General features: G+C 36.2%; 17 protein-coding genes, 4 tRNA genes and 3 pseudogenes. 23 read left to right on the top strand and 1 reads right to left on the bottom strand.

The annotated features are described in order from the left end of the window. Positions 1–7 precede the first annotated feature (7 nt). From mnmG to MVE64_RS13430, 6 genes and pseudogenes are all read left to right on the top strand, one after another. A complete protein-coding gene (mnmG, locus tag MVE64_RS13455; RefSeq protein ID WP_247338974.1) occupies positions 8–1,897 on the top strand; it encodes a tRNA uridine-5-carboxymethylaminomethyl(34) synthesis enzyme MnmG in 1,890 nt (629 codons plus the stop codon). Between the two features lie 41 nt (positions 1,898–1,938). Continuing rightward, complete coding sequence (rsmG, locus tag MVE64_RS13450) at positions 1,939–2,655, top strand: 16S rRNA (guanine(527)-N(7))-methyltransferase RsmG (protein WP_098797618.1); 717 nt, start codon at positions 1,939–1,941, stop codon at positions 2,653–2,655. Between the two features lie 105 nt (positions 2,656–2,760). Continuing rightward, a pseudogene (gene noc, locus MVE64_RS13445) lies at positions 2,761–3,638 on the top strand (nucleoid occlusion protein). A gap of 460 nt (positions 3,639–4,098) precedes the next feature. Continuing rightward, entirely contained in the window at positions 4,099–4,860 is a 762-nt protein-coding gene (locus MVE64_RS13440; RefSeq protein ID WP_247338972.1) for a ParA family protein, read from the top strand. Further along, positions 4,853–5,704, top strand: a complete 852-nt coding sequence (locus tag MVE64_RS13435) for a ParB/RepB/Spo0J family partition protein (protein WP_247338970.1) — start codon at positions 4,853–4,855, stop codon at positions 5,702–5,704. Before MVE64_RS13440 ends, MVE64_RS13435 begins: the two co-directional genes overlap by 8 nt. Positions 5,705–5,810: 106 nt before the next feature. Continuing rightward, entirely contained in the window at positions 5,811–6,512 is a 702-nt protein-coding gene (locus MVE64_RS13430) for a DUF554 domain-containing protein (protein ID WP_098797614.1), read from the top strand. Between the two features lie 62 nt (positions 6,513–6,574). Here the strand turns inward: MVE64_RS13430 and yyaC are convergent, their stop codons facing one another. After that, the gene (gene yyaC, locus MVE64_RS13425; protein ID WP_247338969.1) at positions 6,575–7,198 is read right to left on the bottom strand and encodes a spore protease YyaC; all 624 of its coding nucleotides are present in this window, start codon (positions 7,196–7,198) and stop codon (positions 6,575–6,577) included. Positions 7,199–7,296: 98 nt separating this feature from the next. Here yyaC and MVE64_RS13420 point away from each other — a divergent pair, with 98 nt between their 5' ends. The 17 genes and pseudogenes from MVE64_RS13420 (at position 7,297) to MVE64_RS13340 (ending at position 22,656) form a co-directional block, all read left to right on the top strand. Beyond that, complete coding sequence (locus MVE64_RS13420) at positions 7,297–8,313, top strand: YkvI family membrane protein (RefSeq protein ID WP_247338967.1); 1,017 nt, start codon at positions 7,297–7,299, stop codon at positions 8,311–8,313. Positions 8,314–8,552: 239 nt separating this feature from the next. Beyond that, on the top strand, positions 8,553–9,404 hold the full coding sequence (locus tag MVE64_RS13415) for a mechanosensitive ion channel family protein (protein ID WP_247347051.1): 852 nt from the start codon (positions 8,553–8,555) through the stop codon (positions 9,402–9,404). 19 nt (positions 9,405–9,423) lie between these two features. Next, a complete protein-coding gene (locus tag MVE64_RS13410) occupies positions 9,424–9,627 on the top strand; it encodes a DUF951 domain-containing protein (protein ID WP_098797611.1) in 204 nt (67 codons plus the stop codon). Between the two features lie 17 nt (positions 9,628–9,644). After that, positions 9,645–11,651 (top strand): annotated as a pseudogene (locus tag MVE64_RS13405) (molybdopterin-dependent oxidoreductase). Positions 11,652–11,810: 159 nt separating this feature from the next. Then, the gene (ychF, locus tag MVE64_RS13400; RefSeq protein ID WP_247338965.1) at positions 11,811–12,911 is read left to right on the top strand and encodes a redox-regulated ATPase YchF; all 1,101 of its coding nucleotides are present in this window, start codon (positions 11,811–11,813) and stop codon (positions 12,909–12,911) included. Between the two features lie 1,050 nt (positions 12,912–13,961). Further along, the gene (gene rpsF, locus MVE64_RS13395) at positions 13,962–14,249 is read left to right on the top strand and encodes a 30S ribosomal protein S6 (RefSeq protein ID WP_247347050.1); all 288 of its coding nucleotides are present in this window, start codon (positions 13,962–13,964) and stop codon (positions 14,247–14,249) included. A 35-nt stretch (positions 14,250–14,284) separates the two neighbouring features. Beyond that, positions 14,285–14,809 (top strand): single-stranded DNA-binding protein, encoded by a 525-nt coding sequence (gene ssb / locus MVE64_RS13390; RefSeq protein ID WP_247338963.1) that lies wholly within the window; start codon positions 14,285–14,287, stop codon positions 14,807–14,809. 35 nt (positions 14,810–14,844) lie between these two features. Continuing rightward, a complete protein-coding gene (gene rpsR / locus MVE64_RS13385; RefSeq protein WP_026561616.1) occupies positions 14,845–15,084 on the top strand; it encodes a 30S ribosomal protein S18 in 240 nt (79 codons plus the stop codon). Positions 15,085–15,383: 299 nt separating this feature from the next. After that, positions 15,384–16,319 (top strand): YybS family protein, encoded by a 936-nt coding sequence (locus MVE64_RS13380; protein ID WP_247338961.1) that lies wholly within the window; start codon positions 15,384–15,386, stop codon positions 16,317–16,319. Between the two features lie 39 nt (positions 16,320–16,358). Next, a pseudogene (locus tag MVE64_RS13375) lies at positions 16,359–18,333 on the top strand (DHH family phosphoesterase). Continuing rightward, entirely contained in the window at positions 18,330–18,776 is a 447-nt protein-coding gene (gene rplI / locus MVE64_RS13370) for a 50S ribosomal protein L9 (RefSeq protein WP_247338959.1), read from the top strand. The pseudogene MVE64_RS13375 and the gene rplI overlap by 4 nt, the downstream one beginning before the upstream one ends. A gap of 224 nt (positions 18,777–19,000) precedes the next feature. After that, on the top strand, positions 19,001–20,350 hold the full coding sequence (gene dnaB / locus MVE64_RS13365; protein WP_247347048.1) for a replicative DNA helicase: 1,350 nt from the start codon (positions 19,001–19,003) through the stop codon (positions 20,348–20,350). 259 nt (positions 20,351–20,609) lie between these two features. After that, positions 20,610–21,896: an adenylosuccinate synthase gene (locus MVE64_RS13360; protein WP_247338957.1), complete on the top strand. Its 1,287-nt coding sequence runs from the start codon at positions 20,610–20,612 to the stop codon at positions 21,894–21,896. Between the two features lie 313 nt (positions 21,897–22,209). Further along, positions 22,210–22,285 (top strand) — tRNA-Lys (locus MVE64_RS13355). 16 nt (positions 22,286–22,301) lie between these two features. Then, positions 22,302–22,373, top strand: a tRNA-Glu gene (locus MVE64_RS13350). 31 nt (positions 22,374–22,404) lie between these two features. Beyond that, positions 22,405–22,481, top strand: a tRNA-Asp gene (locus tag MVE64_RS13345). Between the two features lie 102 nt (positions 22,482–22,583). Further along, positions 22,584–22,656, top strand: a tRNA-Phe gene (locus MVE64_RS13340). Positions 22,657–22,717 lie beyond the last annotated feature (61 nt).

The raw sequence follows: 22,717 nt of genomic DNA, 5'->3' as shown, positions 1-22,717 counted from the left end.
TTCCTCTATGACGTATCATGCAGGAGATTATGATGTCATTGTTGTAGGAGCTGGACATGCAGGGTGTGAATCAGCACTTGCATCAGCAAGAATGGGAGCAAAAACTCTCGTCATTACCATTAATCTGGATATGGTTGCATTTATGCCATGTAATCCATCTGTTGGTGGACCAGCAAAAGGGATTGTTGTTCGTGAAATTGATGCTTTAGGCGGAGAAATGGGGAAAAACATCGACAAAACCCATATCCAAATGAGAATGCTAAACACTGGTAAAGGCCCAGCTGTTCGAGCGCTTCGTGCACAAGCAGATAAGTTTTCATATCAACACGAAATGAAAAAAACGATGGAAAATGAACGTAACCTTACACTGCTACAAGGAATGGTTGATCGGTTAATCGTTGAAGACGGTGTTTGTAAAGGTGTGGTTACTCAAACTGGAGCTGAATATTCTGCGAAAGCAGTTGTATTAACAACAGGTACTTTTTTACGAGGAGAAATTATTCTAGGAGAATTAAAATACTCAAGTGGGCCAAACAATCAGCAGCCTTCAATTAAGCTATCAGAGCATTTACAAGAATTGGGCTTTGATTTGGTTCGTTTCAAAACAGGAACACCTCCACGAGTAAATAGTCATTCGATTGACTATAGCAAAACAGAAATTCAACCCGGAGATGAAGTGCCACGTGCATTTTCTTATGAAACAACAAAATACATTACAGATCAGCTACCTTGCTGGTTAACGTATACGAGTGGAGAAACTCATAAAATTATTGATGATAATTTACATCGTTCTCCTATGTATTCGGGAATGATCAAAGGCACAGGACCTCGTTATTGTCCATCTATTGAGGATAAAGTTGTACGCTTTAATGATAAACCGCGTCATCAAATCTTTTTAGAGCCAGAAGGTAGAAATACACAAGAAGTATATGTGCAGGGGCTATCAACAAGTTTACCGGAAGATGTTCAACAGCAAATTTTAAAAACAATTCCTGGACTTGAAAAGGTTCAAATGGTGAGAGCTGGATATGCAATTGAATACGATGCCATTGTCCCAACTCAATTATGGCCAACTTTAGAAACGAAAAAGATTACTTCTCTATATACAGCAGGCCAAATTAACGGAACTTCCGGTTATGAAGAAGCTGCCGGTCAAGGATTAATGGCTGGAATTAATGCTGCACAAAAGGCTATTGAAAAAGAAGAAGTGATTTTAAGTCGCTCGGATGCTTATATTGGCGTACTTATCGATGACCTTGTGACAAAAGGCACTAGTGAGCCATATCGTTTATTAACATCAAGAGCAGAATATCGATTATTATTAAGACATGATAATGCCGATTTACGCTTAACTGAAACAGGAAAGAAAATCGGGTTGATTTCTGATGAACGTTTTGAAAAATTCACGACTAAAAGGCAAGCAATTGAAGAAGAAAAGCAACGCCTAGCATCTGTTATTATTAAACCAAATCAAGAAACGCAAAATCTCATTCTCTCTGTCGGTGGCAGTGAGCTTAAAGATGGCATAAAAGCAGCTGATTTATTAAAACGACCTGAAATGAACTATGAGCATATCGCTCAGCTTGTACCATCAGAAACAGAAGTGGATTCAGATGTTGCAGAGCAGGTAGAAATACAAATCAAATATGAGGGATATATTGAAAAATCCTTACAACAAGTTGAAAAGCTTAAGAAAATGGAAAACAAAAAAATCCCTGAAAATATTGATTATGATGATATTAATGGCTTAGCTTCAGAAGCACGTCAAAAGCTTAAGGAAGTTAGACCATTATCAGTTGCGCAAGCTTCACGTATTTCTGGAGTAAACCCAGCTGATATTTCAATATTATTGGTATACCTAGAACAAGGAAGAATTGCCAGAGTTTCAAATCAATAATTACTGTTATAAAACCAATCTTTAACAGAAAGGTTATGAATATGGATACAGCATTATTTCAATCAAGCTTGGCTGAGAAGGGGATTTCTCTTTCTCAGCAGCAGATGGACCAATTTGAGTTATATTTTAAGCTCTTAGTAGAGTGGAATGAAAAAATGAATTTAACGTCAATTACAGACAAAAATGACGTGTATTTAAAACATTTTTATGATTCTATCTCTGCAGCATTTTATTTTGATTTCTCTAAGCCACTAAGTATATGTGATGTAGGTGCAGGAGCTGGATTTCCAAGTATTCCTTTAAACATTTGTTTTCCTCATTTAAAGGTATCAATTGTTGACTCTTTACAAAAAAGAATTACTTTTTTATCGCATTTATCAAAAGAATTAGGACTAAATTCAGTGCAATTATTTCATGATCGAGCTGAAACGTTTGGTCAAAATAAACAGGTTCGGGAAACATATGATGTTGTCACAGCCAGGGCTGTTGCGAGGCTATCTGTTCTAAGTGAATTATGTATTCCTTTAGCAAAAAAGGATGGATACTTCATTGCCATGAAAGGGGCAGCAGCACAGGAGGAACTTGAGGCCGGTAAAAAGGCCGTTACCGTATTAGGTGGTAAAGTGCAAGAAATTCACTCATTTGAACTGCCTTTAGAGGAAAGTGAGAGAACAATCTTAATTATTGAAAAAGAAAAAAGTACTCCTAAAAAATATCCTCGAAAGCCTGGAACGCCAAATAAACTTCCAATCGAGTAGATGTTTCATGTGAAACATTTACTCGAACTTTTGAGTATTTTGCAGGAAATAATGTAAGAGAAATAGAATATTTAAATTGGTAGTTTTAAAAGGTGGTGTAGGCTCATGAAGCATCCATTTTCTCGCTTTTTCGGTTTGGGAGAAAAAGAACAAGGTAATCAAATCGTAGTAGAGGAAGTAGAGGAAGTTGAACAAGAAGATACAGCAGAAGAAATAAGGGAAGAGGTTAAAAAGATTCCAATTAAGGATATTACTCCTAACCGCTTCCAGCCACGTACCGTTTTTTCAAATGAAAAGATTGAAGAATTGGCCTTAACAATTCGTACTCATGGAATTATTCAACCTATTGTTGTCCGAGAAATAGGTGGTAAATTTGAGTTGATTGCAGGTGAAAGACGCTGGCGTGCTGTACAGACTTTAGGTTGGGAAGAGATACCTGCAATTGTAAAGGATTTCAACGATACGGAAACAGCTAGTGTTGCTTTAATAGAAAACCTTCAAAGGGAAGAGTTATCTTCAATAGAGGAAGCAGTTGCTTATGCTAAGTTACTAGAATTACATGACTTAACTCAAGAAGCATTAGCCAAAGACTTGGTAAAGGTCAATCAACTATAGCAAATAAGCTGCGTTTGTTAAAGCTTCCTGAAGAAGTCCAGGAGGCATTACTTCAAAAAGCAATCACTGAACGTCATGCACGTGCACTAATTCCATTAAAAGATCAACAGCTACAAATTACACTGTTAGAGGAAATTGTTGAAAAACAATTGAATGTTAAGCAAACAGAAGATAGGGTAGTCAAGCTACTTGAAAAAAATAATGCAAAACCAAAACCAAAGCGTAAAGCATTTAGTAGAGATACAAGAATTGCTATGAATACAATTCGTCAATCCCTAACAATGGTAGCTGACAGTGGCGTAAAATTAAATACGGAAGAAGAAGAATTTGATGAGTATATCCAATTCACAATTAAAATTCCAAAATAATATTGAATAATAACTATTTTAACAAACTATTATCTATTCCACATATGGCTGTTAGGTACTGGCTTTTTGTCAGGCCTTTTTTCTTTGTACTAGATTCGATAAAAGAAATGTTAACCATTGTGGAATGATTAATTAGCAATGAACACATATTATGGTGATCACATCCTCCCTTACCCAATTCTCCTAGGAAGATATCTCTTTATAATGATAAAAATGAATTTTAATTAGTAGAATTTACTATTTTACATAAATACAAAAAAATTCAAACCCTTCATCCATTTTTCATGATAAAATAAAAAAATGATTTAAAGTAACTATTTGTAGAATGTTGTAAAATAAAAGAAAGAAATCTATTCATCTAGTAGCTATCTTCAGGAACAACTAGATGGGTTCACTTTTATGCTTTTTTCTTTACTGTAAAATTTTAACAATAGATTAGAAGATGAAAGTAGGTGACATCGTGGGGAAAATTATTGCGATTGCAAACCAAAAAGGTGGTGTTGGAAAAACAACCACATCCGTAAATTTAGGAGCTTGCTTAGCATACATTGGGAAACGAGTTCTTCTCGTCGATGTTGACCCACAAGGTAATGCAACGAGCGGGATTGGCATTGAAAAAGCTGATGTTGCCCATTGTATTTATGATATTTTAGTAGATGATGTAGATGCAAAGGGCGTTATAAAATCTACAGCTGTAGAAAATCTTGATATTATTCCAGCCACGATACAGTTAGCTGGGGCTGAAATAGAACTTGTACCAACAATCTCTAGAGAGGTTAGACTCAAAAGGGCACTTGAAGCTGTAAAAGATCAGTATGATTATATGGTGATTGACTGTCCACCATCATTAGGATTGCTCACCATTAATGCCCTAACAGCATCAGATGCCGTGTTAATACCGGTACAATGTGAATATTATGCGCTTGAGGGATTGAGCCAATTATTAAATACTGTCAGACTTGTACAAAAGCATTTAAACACTGATCTTACAATAGAAGGTGTTTTATTAACAATGCTAGATGCAAGAACAAATCTAGGTATTCAAGTCATTGATGAAGTGAAAAAATATTTTCAGGACAAGGTTTATAAAACTATCATTCCAAGAAATATTCGCTTAAGCGAGGCACCAAGTCACGGACAACCAATTATCATTTATGATCCAAGATCTAGAGGAGCAGAAGTTTATTTAGATTTGGCAAAGGAAGTGGTTGTAAATGGCTAGAGGTTTAGGAAAAGGTATTAATGCTCTCTTCACTAACATGGAGGTCGAAAAGGAAGAATCTATTCAAGAAATCAACATACATGAGATTCGCCCAAATCCTTATCAACCACGTAAAATATTTGAAGAAGATGCTATTAATGAATTAAAAGAATCCATTTTACAGCATGGTGTCCTGCAACCTATTATTGTGAGGAAAAGTATTAAAGGCTTTGAAATTGTTGTTGGGGAAAGAAGATTTCGTGCAGCAAAAGCGGCAGAGCTAACAGTTATTCCTGCTGTTGTAAGAGAGTTAACAGAACAACAAATGATGGAGCTCGCGCTTTTAGAAAATTTACAACGTGAAGATTTAAGTCCAATTGAAGAAGCCCAAGCATACCAAAAGCTAATGGAGCATTTAGACCTAACTCAAGAAGCATTAGCAAAAAGGCTAGGAAAAAGCAGACCACATATTGCTAACCATGTTAGACTCCTAACATTGCCAGATCAAATTCAGCAATTAATAGCTGAAGGTAAATTATCTATGGGGCATGGTCGAACTTTACTTGGATTAAAAAACAAAGAAAAATTAAATGCACTAGTTGAAAAAATTATCCGAGAACATTTAAATGTTCGTCAACTAGAGCAACTTATCCAACAGCTAAATAGTAATGTTTCACGTGAAACGAAAAAGAAAAAGCCTGAAAAAGATGTATTTATAAAAGAAAGAGAATCATTTTTACAAGAATATTTCGGAACGTCCGTTACGATAAAAAAGCAGAAGAAAAAAGGAAAGATTGAAATAGAATTCTTTTCTCAAGATGATTTAGATCGCATTTTAGAATTGCTAGAACAACAGCAACAATAAACAGATTTCCTTTAGAGCTGGCTTAGTAGTCAGTCTTTTTCTTTGCACTTTTTTCTTTGAATTCATTAATATGTATCTATGTTTAAAAAGAGGGGATTTAGCAGGTATGGTTTTATTTGGAAGTATTGTGAATGCACTAGCTATTATTGTAGGAACCCTTATTGGTCTTCTACTAAGAAGAATTCCTGAACAAATGAAAGAAACGGTAATGATGGCCATAGGTCTTTCTGTAGTTGTACTGGGGATTAGCATGGCCTTAAAAAGTGAGGATTTCTTCATTGTTATTGTTAGCCTTGTGCTTGGAACTGTTATAGGAGAGTGGTTAAGGATTGAAAATCATCTCCAGTCAGTAGGAAATATGTTGGAAAGAAAGTTAGGGAAATCAGAAACGGGTAATATAGCACAAGGTTTTGTTACTGCTACATTAATCTTTCTTGTAGGTGCAATGGCAATCATTGGTGCATTAGACAGTGGTTTACGTCAAGACCATGCTGTTTTATTAACAAAGTCAATGATCGATGGATTCACAAGTATGATTTTGGCCAGTACTCTTGGAATAGGAGTATTGTTTTCCTCTATACCAGTATTTCTTTATCAAGGAGGAATTGCTCTTTTTGCAAATGTTATTCATCAGTTTTTATCAGATGAGTTATTAGAAAGATTAATAGCTGAACTGACTTCTATAGGTGGGGTTATGATCATAGCTATAGGAATTAATATTCTAGGCTTAAAACAAATCAGAGTAGCAAACCTACTACCAGGTATTTTAGTTATTACTGCTATTGTTCTAGTCCAGCATCATTTTTAAAAGGAAATACTTAATACACTGCATGAGATATGCAGTGTATTTCTGTATGTAAGAAGAAAGTTTTAATTAATAGCAGAATCCTCACTTGCCAACCATTTTCTTCTAACAGAAATTTTCTTTTCTAGATAAATCTTTTCTGCTTCAATGATTCCATTAGAAATAATGTCCGCCATACTCATTACTAAGTGAAGGCGTGTATTTTGTAACACGAGGAACTCCATATAGCCACTTATGTTCACAATGCCGGTGATATGCATATCACCTACTGCTGGTAATTCTTTGTTCACACCTGCTCCAGGTTTTATTGATCCTTTTGCAATTTCCATGAATCCAACACTTTTCATTCTTCCTAAACAAGCATCAATCGCAATAATAAATGGATTTCGATGTTTTTCATTGATGGTTTCAAGCGTTTCTTTTAGATTTACAGCGTGTACTGGATCTTTAAGAGTTCCATAGACATGGAAATGGGACAATTCTTTATTTAAGGACGTACCAATTAGTGGACCTAAACTATCACCCGTTGATCGATCTGTTCCAATACAAACAAAAACAATTGGCTTGAAATAAAGTTTTGGCAAATGATCTAAAAGGGTGGTTGAAACTAGCTGTGTTGCGTCCTGATCCTCATAATGAATACGTTCTTGATTTTTATCTGAATGAAAAAGACCTGATTTAAGATTCATAGAATTCACTCCCACGTCATAGTAGTAACAGTATACGGAGAAATGTTCAATTCTATACATGCTCGTTGTAAATAGGACAGCCTTAAGAGGTGAGAAAAATGAATTCAGGTTTTAAATGGATGTTTTTGATTTTAGGAACAATTATTGGAGCAGGATATGCATCAGGAAGAGAACTCTGGCAGTTTTTCGGCTTTGAGAGCGGACTAGCTATCGTAATTTTTACGGTGATCTTTATCATAGCTGTCTATGTGATTATGAAAATTAGTTATGAGACTCAATCTGATCACTTTTTTCCAATCCTAGAAAGATTAGTTGGTAAGAAACTTTCTTATGTATATGACTTTTTAATTGTGTTGTATTTATTTACAACAACAATCGTCATGATTGCTGGAGGAGGAGCAACGCTTGAAGCCTTTTCCATTCCATACTGGGTAGGTATTACGCTGTTTGCAGTATTACTAGTATTGTTGTTTGTAGGCAGTTCAAATGGAATCATTAAACTGAATTCCATCATTATTCCCATGCTTGTCTTTGGACTGTTTTATGCATTATTATCATTTAATATTTCCCATCATCATTCATGGGTATTGGATTTAAATGAACAGTATAATTGGCCAGCAGCATTTACATTTACAGCTTTAAATATTTTGCCATTGATTGCAGTATTATCTGCAATTGGAAAAGAAATTAAAAGTCTTAAGGAAGCGAAAGTCGCCAGTATTGGAAGTGGAGTTATATTAGGAACAATCTCATTTGTTTATAATGAAACACTCATTCAAATGGCTGATTATTTAACAGAGTATGAAATTCCGCTCTTCGCTGTATTAAAAGGATCACCATTTGGATTTTTCCTTTTTATGTCTGTCATGTTATGGCTGGCAATTTATACAACCGCTGTATCGGGGATTTTTGGACTTGCCTCGCGATTTAAGCAAATATTAAAGGTTCCATTTTGGCTAATAGCATTAATTCTCGTTTTAGCCATGCTGCCTTTCACGCGTTTTGGCTTTGCAAATCTAGTGGGCATCCTATATCCTTTATATGGATTAATTAATCTTTATTTACTCGTTACCATTTTGCTTTATCCAATCTTAAATCGTTATAGAACAAAATGATGTTATGGCTGACTCCTTAAAGATAAAAATTTGAGTAGAGTCAGCCTTTCGTATGTGTAGGAGAGGTATAAAATTTGGGATATATCCCGAATTTCAAAAGAATAAACGTAATATATAATGAAGTTTTCCAAAAGATATTTCTTTTGGAATAGAGTATAATGGCTATGAAAATAGTAGTTGCTCTTTTATAATAAATTGTTACTTAGTAAAGGGTGATCGTATTGAAAATTTTACAAGATATGTGGAACGATGCAGTAAATTATTTAACGAATGCTGAATTATGGATTACAATTGGAAAAGGATTTTTACAAATTTTATTAATCTTGATTGTCTCAACCATCTTTATACGAATTGGTAAATTAGCCATTACAAAGGTGTTTCTATTCCGTGGAAAATCACCAATTAGAATTTCTGAGAGAAGAGAAAATACTCTTTCAAAGTTACTCGAAAATATCCTCACTTACGTTATTTACTTTATTGCGATCATTATGGTGCTTGAAACATTTGGTCTTAATGTAGGTGCGTTGCTTGCAGGGGCCGGTATTGTTGGATTGGCAGTGGGGTTTGGTGCTCAAAGCTTAGTAAAAGATATTATTACAGGCTTTTTTATTATTTTTGAAGATCAATTCTCTGTTGGTGATTTTATCCGAATTTCAACCTTTGAAGGAACAGTTGAAGAAATTGGACTTCGTACAACAAAAATAAAGAGTTGGACAGGCGAAATTCATATATTACCAAATGGAAGCATTATAGAGGTAACAAACTTCTCTATAAATAATAGTATTGCCGTTGTAGATATTAGTATTGCTTATGAAAGTGATATCCCAGAAGCGGAGCGAGTCATTCAAGAGCTCTTAATAGAAGTTCCTGATAAATATGAAGATATAGTTGCTCCACCTGAATTATTAGGTGTTCAAATGCTTGGTGCTTCAGAGGTTGTTCTTCGTGTAACATGTGAAGTTGAACCAATGCGTCACTTCCATATTGGAAGAATGTTAAGAAAAGACATTAAAATGAGGTTAGATGAAAAAGGTATCGAAATTCCTTATCCACGTGTCGTGATGTATAACAGAAAAGATGAAGTGAGTTAAGAAATGGAGGTAGAACCTTATGGAAAAAGATTTCGCTTTAAATGATGTTGTTGAAATGAAAAAACAGCACCCTTGTGGTACAAATGAGTGGAAAATCATTAGAATGGGAATGGACATTAGAATTAAATGCTTAGGTTGTGACCATAGTGTTATGATCCCACGTCGAGAGTTTTCAAGAAAACTAAAGAAAATTCTCATAAAACATGAGGAATCTGCTGAGTAAATTGAGGGGAAATGAATATGAAGCAAGTATTTAAATCATCTTGCCCTTTGAACTGCTGGGATAGCTGCGGGTTTGAGGTTACAGTTGAGGATGGCAAGGTCATCAAGGTTGAAGGAGACAAAGATCATCCAATTACCAAAGGCAAGATATGTGGTAGAGGAAGAATGCTTGAGACGAAAACTAATTCTAAAGAACGCTTAACAGTTCCTCTAAAAAAAGTGAACGGTATATTTCAAGAGATTTCATGGAAACAAGCACTTGATGAAATTGCTGAAAAGATGAAGGAACTAAAGCAAAATTTTGGGCCTGCTTCTGTTTTACACAGCCATGATTATGCGAATAATGGATTATTAAAAAATCTTGATAAACGCTTTTTTAACAGTTTTGGCGGAGCAACTTCTTTAGTAGGAAGTATTTGCTGGGGATCTGGAATTGAAGCACAAATTTGGGATTTCGGAAGTTCCGACAGCCATGCACCAGATGATATTTTTCATAGCAAACATATCGTTATTTGGGAAGAAATGTTGCTAGAACAAATATGCATTTGTTTCAACAGTTGCAAGATGCGAAAAAGCGTGGCAGTACAATTACGGTAATTGATCCAATTTATAACGCAACAGCAAAAATTTCCGACCACTATATTTCTATTAAGCCAGGAATGGATGGTTTAGTTGCAATTGGAGTTATGAAATATTTAATTAGTGAAAATAAACAAGATGTAGAGTTTATTAAGAACTATACAGTTGGTTATGAAGATCTAATTTCACTATTAAATCACTTTACTTTAGAGGAAATTTTGGGACAAGCTGAAATCTCCTTTGAAGATATAAAATATATTGCTGAATTATATGCGTATGGACCTACTACAACTTATTTAGGTTTAGGAATGCAAAGGTATTCTAATGGTGGAAATACAATTCGGTTAATTGACGCACTAGTTGCAATCAGTGGGAATGTTGGTATTCCAGGTGGTGGAGCCAATTTTGGAAATATCCAGGTTGGTAAAAACTTTAATGTGCAGGCTTTAACATTACCTGAAAAGGCTACATCAACTAGAACATTTTCAATGATGAAACAGGCAGATGGCGTATTAGAAGCAATGGATCCTAAGATAAAAATGATCATTGTAACCTGCGGCAATCCGTTAGTACAAGTTCCTGACTCAAACAAAATAATAAGAGCTTTTCAATCCGTCGATACAGTTGTTGTCATTGACCATTTTTTAACAGATACAGCTGAATTAGCGGACTATGTATTACCAACAACCACAGTTTTTGAGGAAGAAGATATTTATTATGCATCCATGTATCACCACTATGTAAACTATGGAGAAAAGCTAGTTGAACCACCAGGTGAAGCAAAGTCAGATTTGTGGATATGGACAGAATTAGCGGAAAGACTTGGATTTGGAAGAGAATTTTCTTATACGCGAGATGAGTATTTAGAAATGGCAACAATTTCATTTATGTGATAAAGGAATAACGCTTGATCGATTAAAAGAAGAAAAACGTGTTCCATTGCCTGTAAACCATGTTCCTTGGGAAACAAAGAAGTTTTCAACTCCAAGTGGTAAATTTGAATTTACATCTGAGCTGGGGTTTAACAAAGAATTAGAAGGAAAACCACAATATATTTATCCAAAGGAATCAACAATTTCAAACCCTGGATTAGCTGAAAAATATCCGTACCAGCTTTTATCGATTCACCCTCTACGATCCAATCATTCTCAGCATTATCTTCTTATAGAAGGAATGCAAACTGTTAAAATAGAAGTTTCAGAAGATATTGCAAAAGAAAAACAATTAGCAGATGGAGATAAAGTAACCATTTTTAATGATCGTGGAAAGCTGACTGGTGATGTGAAAATACTGAAGAAAGCACATGCCAATACAATTAATGTTGATGAAGGGCAGTGGCATAAATTTGGTGGTTCAGTTAATCTGCTAACACCAGATGATGTTTCAGATAATGGGCAGGGAAGTACTTTATATGATTGCTTAGTAAATATAAAAAAGACAGACTAATTTTTAAGAGCTGAGATGAGCTCTTTTTTCTTTAATTATTCTGGAATGTGTTAACAATATTACTAGACTTGCTTGTATTTTATGTAGTTACTAACTATAATTGTTGAAGATTGAATGAAAACGGACAATCTTTTGTTTATAAATAGAGGAGTGGGAAAAATGGCATTAACTGCTGGAATTGTAGGCCTTCCTAACGTAGGGAAATCTACTTTATTTAACGCAATTACACAAGCTGGTGCTGAATCAGCAAACTATCCATTCTGTACAATAGATCCTAACGTGGGAATTGTAGAAGTACCGGATGAGCGTTTACAAAAGCTGACAGAACTAGTTAACCCAAAGAAAACTATTCCAACAGCATTTGAATTCACTGATATCGCAGGAATTGTAAAAGGTGCTAGTAAGGGTGAAGGTTTAGGAAACAAATTCCTTTCACATATTCGCCAAGTGGATGCAATTTGTCATGTTGTACGTTGCTTCGCTGACGAAAATATTACACACGTATCGGGAAAAGTGGATCCTATATCAGATATTGAAACAATCAACCTTGAACTGATTTTAGCAGACTTAGAGACAGTTGATAAACGTATCGACCGTGTAGCAAAGCTTGCTAAACAAAAAGAAAAAACAGCGGTTTTTGAACATGAAATTTTATCGATGTTAAAAGAAGCCTTTGAAAATGAAAAGCCTGCTCGTGCAGTAGAATTCAATGAAGAGCAGCTTAAATATGCAAAACAACTACATTTGTTAACAATCAAGCCAATTTTATATGTTTCTAATGTTAGTGAAGAGGAAGTTGCTGATCCTTCTAACAACCCGTATGTTCAACAAGTTCGTGAATTTGCTGCAGGCGAAAATGCTGAGGTTATCGTAGTTTGTGCAAAAATTGAATCTGAAATTGCTGAGCTTGAAGGGGAAGAAAAAGAAATGTTCCTAGAAGAGTTAGGCATTGAAGAATCAGGTCTTGATCAATTAATCAAAGCTTCATACAATCTTCTTGGCCTTGCTACTTACTTCACTGCTGGTGAACAAGAAGTTCGCGCATGGACATTTAAAAAAGGCATGAAGGCTCCTCAATGTGCTGGAATCATCCACACAGACTTCGAACGAGGCTTCATCCGTGCTGAAACCGTTTCTTATGCTGACTTATTAGCTGCAAAAACAATGGGTGCCGCACGTGAAGCAGGAAAAGTTCGCTTAGAAGGAAAAGACTATATTGTAAAAGACGGAGACGTTATTCACTTCCGTTTTAATGTGTAATGCTAATTAGATAATTTTTATAAAGCTCACTATGGATGGGTAAGGTTGAGAAGGATCTTACATTCTGTAGTGGGTTTTTTTGTATGTGGAATGATTAAGTCTCAATACAGAGGGAAATGGGACAGGAGTTGGATGGAATATTAGGATTGAGTCTCGATAAAGAGGGAATCGGGACAGGAGTTGGATGGAATAGCAGGATCGAGACTCGATACGGAGGGAAATGGGACAGGAGTTGGATGGGATATCAGGATCGAGTCTCGATACAGAGGGAATCGGGACAGGAGTTGGATGGAATAGCAGGATTGAGTCTCGATACAGAGGGAATTGGGACAGGAGTTGGATGGAATAGCAGGATCGAGTCTCGATACAGAGGGAATCGGGACAGGAGTTGGATGGAATAGCAGGATTGAGTCTCGATACAGAGGGAATCGGGACAGGAGTTGGATGGAATAGCAGGATCGAGTCTCGATACAGAGGGAATCGGGACAGGAGTTGGATGGAATAGCAGGATCGAGTCTCGATACAGAGGGAATTGGGACAGGAGTTGGATGGGATAGCAGTATTGAGTCTCGATACGGAGGGAATCGGGACAGGAGTTGGATGGAATAGCAGGATCGAGTCTCGATACAGAGGGAATCGGGACAGGAGTTGGTAAGAAAAGCAGGATTGAGTCTTGATACAGAGGAAATTGGGACAGGAGTTGACTCGAATAGTAGAGTTCAGTCTTGATACAGAGAGAATCGGAACAGGAGTTAGCCCGAAGAATAGAATCTTGTCTCAATACAGATAGAATCGGAACTAGAACAAATCCTAAGAACAAAATCCAGTCTCAATCACAGAAAGAATCGAGACATGCCCCAATCTCCCAGCAATACCATCAGTATCCTATCCCTTTAAGATACAACTAAATCTCCTATATCCACCAGAACTAAACAACACACTTGCACTTTCGATCATTATTCGTTATAATACCTAATTGTGAGTAATTTATTTATTTAATTGCTCCTTGCCCATTTATGGGCCGTTTAGACCAAAAGGAGGTGTAAGATGATGAGAAAGTACGAAGTTATGTACATCATCCGCCCAAACATTGAAGATGAAGCTAAGAAAGCTTTAGTTGAGCGTTTCAACAACGTTTTATCTGAGAATGGTGCGGAAGTAGCAGAAGCGAAAGAGTGGGGCAAACGTCGCCTAGCGTACGAAATCAATGATTTCCGCGATGGTTACTATATGCTTCTTCAAGTTAGCGCAGAATCAGCTGCTGTTCAAGAATTCGATCGTTTAGCGAAAATCAGCGAAGATATCATTCGCCACATTGTTATTAAAAAAGAAGACTAATTAATAGATAAGATAGTCAAAAAAGGATGGTTCTGATGTTGAATCGAGTTGTATTAGTTGGAAGACTAACAAAAGATCCAGATTTGCGATACACACCAAGTGGAGTAGCTGTTGCTACCTTTACTCTTGCAGTAAACCGTACGTTTACAAACCAACAGGGTGAAAGAGAAGCTGATTTTCTTAACTGTGTGATTTGGCGTAAACAAGCTGAAAATGTTGCGAACTTCCTTAAAAAAGGTAGTCTTGCAGGAGTTGACGGGCGTTTACAGTCACGAAGCTATGAAGATCAAACTGGAAAACGAGTTTATGTAACAGAAGTTGTTGCAGAAAGTGTCCAATTCCTTGAGCCAAGAGGAGCAGGCGGCGGTGCCGGTGGCGGTAACAACAATAACTACAACAACAATAACAACTTTGGTGGGTACCAAGAGAATTCTGGTAATCAAAATCCATTCGGTTCGGATCAAAATCAACGTAATCAAGGTCGTACAAGCTTTGATGACGATCCATTTGCAAATGATGGAAAACCTATTGATATATCTGACGATGATTTACCGTTTTAATAGATGAATTGTAAATAGAAGGGAGGAAATTGATCATGGCAGGCGGACGTAAAGGTGGACGTGCAAAACGTCGTAAGGTGTGTTTCTTCACATCAAATGGTATCACTCACATCGATTATAAAGATGTTGATTTACTAAAAAAATTCGTATCTGAGCGTGGTAAAATTTTACCACGTCGTGTAACAGGTACAAGCGCTAAATACCAACGTAAATTGACTGTAGCTATCAAAAGAGCTCGTCAAATGGCTTTATTACCATATGTTGCTGGTGAATAATAAAAGAAAAGCACAGAGATGGATTGTTTAATCCTTTCTGTGCTTTTTTCGTCATATTTATCTTTAAAAAGAACTTGAGAATACACCGCTATCAAGACTAAAATTTAGGTTAGAGCTGTATGTACACGTTTTCTATACATAATACTGTAACACATTATATTTAAACAAACTGAACAGGTTTGTCTACCAGGAAAAGTGTAAGTTTGTGAAATGAGCAATAAATTAACAAATGATATGAAATACTAAACAGAGCTAAATTTCTAGCTTAAAGGATGGTTTTTCTTAAAAGAGGTGAAGTTGTGAGGAAAACAAATGCTATAACAGAAGGGGCTGTTTTATTAGCACTTTTTATCGTGCTAATGCTTGTAGCAAAATATGCACCGATTATTGGGATACTTGCCCTTTTTGTTCTCCCTCTGCCGTTTATTATTTTTACAATAAGGCATAGTCTATCCACTACGCTTATGCTTGTATTGGCAGGAAGTATCCTATCGGTTTTATTCGGATCTATTACTAATATTTTATTAGCTCTTATGTTTGGCTTGAGCGGTATGGTGATGGGTTATTTTTATAAAAAGAAACAAACAATGGGTGTATTGGTCGGAGGTAGCTTAGCTTATACATTTAGTGTTATTGTTTCTTATATTGGGTCAATTGTTTTTCTAAATATAGACTTTATTCAAGACTCTATTGAACTGTTTAAAGACTCAATTCAGCAATCAAAAGCAATTTTGCAATCTTTTGATGCAAGTGGACAGATGAATCAGCAGTTTGAACAGCTTGAAGAAGGAATGGGCTATATTACGACATTAATACCAACTTTATTTGTTACAACAGGTATGGTTTTTGCTGTTATCACTCATCTCATTTCTGTCCCGATTTTAAAAAGACTTAGATTTGAGTTAGCACCTTTAAAACCCTTCCGTGAATGGAGATTACCAACAAGTATCATTTGGTACTATTTAATAAGCTCTATATTATTAATGGTAAATCTTGACCAAGACAGTTTTCTTTTTATGGCTGTTTTAAATCTTTATTTTATTTTACAATTTTTCGTGCTGATGCAAGGATACTCCTTTGTGTTTTTCTATTCATATGTCAAGGGCTGGGCAAAAGCAATCCCTGTTGTCATTTTAATTGCTTCATTAATCATCCCAATATTCCTTTATCTTATTAGAATCTTAGGTATAATTGATTTAGGCTTTCCTCTCCGTAGGAAAATACAGAAAAAGTAAGATATTGTAATCACTGTTGCGAGGAGTTGATGAGAAAAAATGCCAAGCTTTTATGAAAAACCATTCATCCGTTATCCGATTTATGCATTAATTGGCGTAACAGTGATAGCCGTAATTCTTCTATTTTTCTATAATTGGTTAATAGGAGCCATCCTTCTTGCTTGTCTTGCAATTGCGTTTTATTTTATTAATAAAGCAATAAAAGACTTTAGAACAGAAATGAAAGAATATATTACAACTCTTTCATACCGATTGAAAAAAGTCGGTGAAGAGGCTTTGATGGAAATGCCAATTGGGATTTTGCTTTTCAATGATCAATATCAAATTGAGTGGACAAATCCTTTTATGACCTCCTGCTTTGATGAGGACACTCTTGTTGGCAGATCATTATTTGATGTAGCTGATTCATTAGTTCCATTAATAAAACAGGAAGTAGAATCAGAGACGATTACATTACATGATCGAGAATTTAAGGTCATTATTAAACGTGATGAACGGCTATTGTATTTCTTCGATGTAACCGAACAAATTGAAATTGAAAAGCAATATGAAGATGAACGAACAGTTTTAGCATTTATTTTCTTAGATAATTATGATGAAGTTACCCAGGCAATGGATGACCAATCAAGAAGTGCCATTAACAGTGAGGTAACATCTCTCTTAAATAAATGGGCAAAGGATTATGGTGTTTTTCTTAAAAGAACTTCATCTGAAAGATTTATTGGAGTATTGAGTGAAGACATTTTAACCAAACTGGAAAAAACTAAGTTTTCAATCCTGGATGAAGTTCGTGAAAAAACAGCTATTCAAAACGTATCATTAACTTTAAGTATTGGGATAGGATCAGGTGTTTCTTCACTTCAGGAACTGGGGGATCTGGCGCAATCGAGCTTAGATTTAGCATTAGGACGTGGTGGAGATCAAGTGGCCATCAAACAACCTAGTGGAAAAGTGAAGTTTTTCGGAGGAAAAACAAATCCGATGGAAAAACGGACTAGAGTTCGTGCCCGTGTCATATCACATGCATTGAAAGAAATTGTGTCTGAGAGCGATAAGGTTATGATTATGGGACATAAGTATCCGGATATGGATGCAATTGGCTCAGCAATCGGGATCCTTAAAGTTTGTCAGGTTAACGGAAAAGAAGGCTTTATAGTTTTAGATCCTGAAGCAACTGATTCTGGAGTTGAACAGCTTTTAACAGAGCTTAAATTACACCCTGAACTATGGTCAAGATTTATCACACCAGAACAAGCACTCGAAATTATGACAGACGAAACACTGCTTATCGTTGTTGATACACATAAGCCATCATTAGTCATTGATGACCGATTGCTCATGAGAAGTGAGCATGTCATTGTTATTGATCATCATCGACGTGGAGAAGAATTTATTAAAGATCCCATTCTTGTTTATATGGAGCCTCTATGCTTCGTCTACAGCAGAATTGGTGACCGAATTACTTGAATATCAGCCAAAGCATCTTAAAATGAATATAATTGAGGCTACCGCGCTTTTAGCAGGAATTATTGTTGATACAAAGAGTTTTACACTTCGAACAGGCTCACGTACATTTGATGCAGCTTCTTATTTAAGAGCAAAAGGAGCAGACACAGTTTTAGTACAAAAGTTTCTAAAAGAAGATATCAATAGCTATGTAAAGCGGGCTCAACTTATCCAGCATGCATTTATATTTAAAGATGGCATTGCCATTACTGTGGCAGATGAACAGGAATTTTATGAGCAAGTGACAATTGCACAAGCAGCAGACACATTATTAACAATGAATGGAATTGAAGCTTCATTTGTTATTGCGAAACGAAACCCTGAGTTTGTAAGCATAAGTGCCCGTTCACTTGGTGACATTAATGTTCAGATTATTATGGAAGCACTTGGTGGCGGTGGTCATTTAACAAATGCAGCAACACAGCTAGAGCATACAACATTACAAGAAGTCGAAAAACAGTTAAAATTAGCATTAGAAGACTATTTAGAGGGAGGAACCAAATCATGAAAGTAATCTTTTTAAAAGACGTTAAAGGTAAAGGGAAAAAAGGGGAAGTTAAGAATGTAGCAGACGGATATGCTCACAATTTCCTTATCAAACAAGGATTAGCTGTTGAAGCAACAAATTCAAGTATTAGCTCATTAAATGCTCAAAAGAAAAAACAGGAGCAAGAAGCTGTGGAAGAGCTAGAACAAATGAAACAGCTAAAAGATGTTCTTGAAAAATTAACGGTTGAAATTCAAGCGAAATCTGGTGAAGGCGGCCGTTTATTTGGTTCAGTAACAAGCAAGCAAATTGCAGATGAACTGAAAAAATCACATAATATTAAAATTGATAAACGTAAGCTGGATTTACCAGATGGCATTCGCTCATTAGGATTTACAAATGTACCTGCAAAGCTTCATCCGGAAGTAAATGCAACGATTAAAGTACAGGTTAAAGAACAATAAGTAAATGTTGGGAAATGATGTGGTTTTGTGGAAAGAGAGAAATTTATCTTGAAGCGGAGCCACTTTTTTTTTACACTTAATAAAGTGTTAAACAGGCTTTTTCTAAAAAGAAACAAGCTAAGCGAATAAAACTTCCCAATTCTTTAGTATGGCACTTAGGTGTATAATAATAAATAGAAATAGATTTATATTTTCATAATAAATGTAGAAGGACGGTGATCATCATTAACGAGGTACTTGGTGATCGTATACCACCACAAAATATAGAAGCAGAACAAGCTGTTTTAGGAGCTATATTTCTCCAGCCATCATCTATTACTTTAACATCAGAATTATTAATCCCAGAAGATTTCTATCGAGCATCACACCAAAAAATTTACAACGCTATGTTAGACCTTTCTGATAAGGGAGAGCCGGTTGATCTTGTAACAATCACTGCAGCGCTAGCAGATGTAAATTTACTAGAAGAAGTAGGAGGAGTTTCTTATCTTAGTGATTTAGCAAACTCAGTTCCAACTGCTGCAAACATTGAATATTACGCTAAAATTGTAGAAGAAAAATCAATCCTTAGAAGGTTAATTCGTACAGCTACAACCATCGCACAAGATGGATATAGTAGAGAAGATGAGGTTGAGGCTCTTCTAGGTGAAGCGGAAAAAACAATTATGGAAGTTGCACAGCGAAAAAATGCCGGTGCTTTCCAAAATATTAAAGATGTTCTAGTACAAACGTATGATAATATTGAAACATTACACGATCGTGTAGGTGATGTTACAGGAATTCCTACAGGATTTATTGAGCTAGATAAAATGACAGCTGGGTTTCAACGAAATGACTTAATTATTGTTGCGGCCCGTCCATCTGTAGGTAAAACGGCATTCGCCTTAAACATCGCGCAAAACGTTGCAACCAAAACAGACGAAAATGTTGCGATTTTTAGTCTTGAGATGGGTGCAGATCAGCTTGTTATGAGGATGCTCTGTGCAGAAGGAAATATTGATGCACAAAGGCTAAGAACGGGTTCTTTAACACCAGAAGACTGGGGTAAGCTAACTATGGCTATGGGTAGCTTGTCCGACTCGGGAATCTATATCGATGATACTCCTGGTATTCGTGTTGGTGATATCCGTGCTAAGTGCCGTCGCCTAAAGCAAGAAAGTGGACTAGGCATGGTTCTTATTGACTATCTTCAATTGATTCAAGGTAATGGTCGAACAGATAACCGTCAACAAGAGGTATCTGAAATCTCTCGTACACTTAAGGAATTAGCTCGTGAATTGAAAGTCCCTGTTATTGCACTTTCTCAGCTTTCTCGTGGCGTTGAGCAAAGACAAGATAAACGACCAATGATGTCTGATATTCGTGAATCAGGAAGTATCGAGCAGGATGCCGATATCGTTGCCTTCTTATATCGTGATGATTACTATGATAAGGAATCTGAAAACAAAAACATCATCGAAATTATTATTGCAAAGCAACGTAACGGTCCGGTTGGGACAGTTTCGTTAGCTTTCGTAAAAGAATATAATAAGTTCGTCAATCTTGAGCGGCGTTTTGATGACGGTGCCGCATAGAGGAAGAAGATCGTAGAAATTACGGTCTTCTTTTTTTATGGAGCAAAGTTTTTCTAGTAACATTATTCCTATTTAATTGGAAACAATAAAAATGAAACTATGACTAAACGAAATTCTGCTCTTCTTTTAGAAAATGTGATTAAATGACGAACGAATATTACATATTTTTTATAAATGTTCGTATTTACATTGACTTTGTAAAATACGACTGTTAAAATAAACATGTTTGAATAGTGCGAAATTAGTGGAGGTGCACGGAATGTCTTCAGTAGTAGTTGTTGGAACTCAATGGGGAGATGAAGGTAAAGGAAAGATTACAGATTTCCTTTCTGAAAATGCAGAGGTGATCGCTCGTTATCAAGGTGGTAATAATGCTGGTCACACAATTAAATTTGGTGGAGAAACGTATAAGCTACACCTAATTCCATCTGGGATTTTCTATAAAGATAAAATTTGTGTAATTGGAAACGGAATGGTTGTCGATCCAAAAGCACTTGTACAAGAACTTGCGTACTTACATGAGCGTGGAATCACTACAGATAACTTACGCATCAGCAACCGTGCACATGTTATTCTTCCATATCACTTGAAACTAGATGAGGTAGAGGAAGAGCGTAAAGGTGCTAATAAAATTGGTACAACGAAAAAAGGAATCGGACCTGCTTACATGGACAAAGCTGCACGTGTAGGAATTCGCATTTCTGATCTACTTGAGCGTGATACGTTTGAAGAAAAATTATCTCGTGCGTTACAAGAAAAAAATCGTCTATTAGAAAAATTCTATGAAGTAGAAGGCTTCACAGTAGAAGAAATTCTTGATGAGTACTATGAATACGGACAACAAATTAAGCAATATGTTGTTGATACTTCTGTTGTTTTAAATGATGCTTTAGATGAAGGGCGCCGTGTACTTTTCGAAGGGGCACAAGGCGTTATGCTTGATATTGACCAAGGTACATACCCATTCGTAACATCTTCTAATCCAGTTGCTGGTGGTGTTACAATTGGTTCAGGTGTAGGTCCAACAAAAATTAACCACGTTGTTGGTGTATCAAAAGCATATACAACTCGTGTAGGCGATGGTCCGTTTCCAACGGAATTACATGATGAAATTGGTAACCAAATTCGTGAGGTTGGTCGTGAATACGGAACAACAACTGGACGTCCACGTCGTGTAGGATGGTTTGATAGTGTTGTTGTTCGTCATTCAAGAAGAGTAAGTGGATTAACGGATCTTTCTTTAAACTCAATTGACGTATTAACAGGCATTGAAACATTAAAAATCTGTGTTGCTTATACGTACAAAGGGGAAACAATTAATGAATACCCAGCAAGCTTAAAAGTACTTGCAGAGTGTGAGCCAGTTTATGAAGAACTACCAGGTTGGACGGAAGATATCACTGGTGTACGTAATCTAACTGAACTGCCAACAAATGCAAGACACTACATTGAGCGCATTTCACAGCTAACAGGTATTCCATTATCCATTTTCTCAGTAGGACCAGATCGTTCACAAACAAACGTTATTCGTAGCGTATATAGCTAATGACTAAGGAAAAGAGGAGGAATTCATAGCAGTTCCTTCTCTTTTTTATAATCTACTTTTGAGCTGTAAAAAAATAAAAATATTTTTTTGAAAATATATTGCTATATTATAAAAGTATGTGTTAAGATAGATCCTGTCCTGTTAAGAACAAATTGTTTTTAGAGAGAGCCATTAGCTCAGTTGGTAGAGCACGAACGAATAAGCTGCGAAGCGAAACATCAGCGCACAAATCGAGCTGCTCCTTGAATAATCTTACTGAGATTTGGGTGTCTGTTACAAGAAATTAACATAATTATACTCATCATCATAAGATGAGCCATTAGCTCAGTTGGTAGAGCATCTGACTTTTAATCAGAGGGTCGAAGGTTCGAGTCCTTCATGGCTCACCATTGTTATTATGACAATGGCCCATTGGTCAAGCGGTTAAGACACCGCCCTTTCACGGCGGTAACACGGGTTCGAATCCCGTATGGGTCACTTTATCTTTTAATCTATTATATAGTTGTATGGTCCGGTAGTTCAGTTGGTTAGAATGCCTGCCTGTCACGCAGGAGGTCGCGGGTTCGAGTCCCGTCCGGACCGCCATACATATACAATAATGAAAGTAGAAATACTTTCTTTTTATATATACATATTAAAAGTTACACGGTAGCTCAGTTGTTTACTAAAAGTACATCCAAATTATACGGCTCGGTAGCTCAGTTGGTAGAGCAATGGACTGAAAATCCATGTGTCGGCGGTTCGATTCCGTCCCGAGCCACTTAAAAAAGCATGAATCATATTTGATTCATGCTTTTTATTTTTTCTAAGAAAGTTAGACA

Source organism: Metabacillus endolithicus (assembly GCF_023078335.1).
Taxonomy (GTDB): Bacteria; Bacillota; Bacilli; order Bacillales; family Bacillaceae; genus Metabacillus; species Metabacillus endolithicus.
Note: the sequence above shows the minus strand (reverse complement) of the source record. Positions and strands in the feature narration are given on the sequence as shown.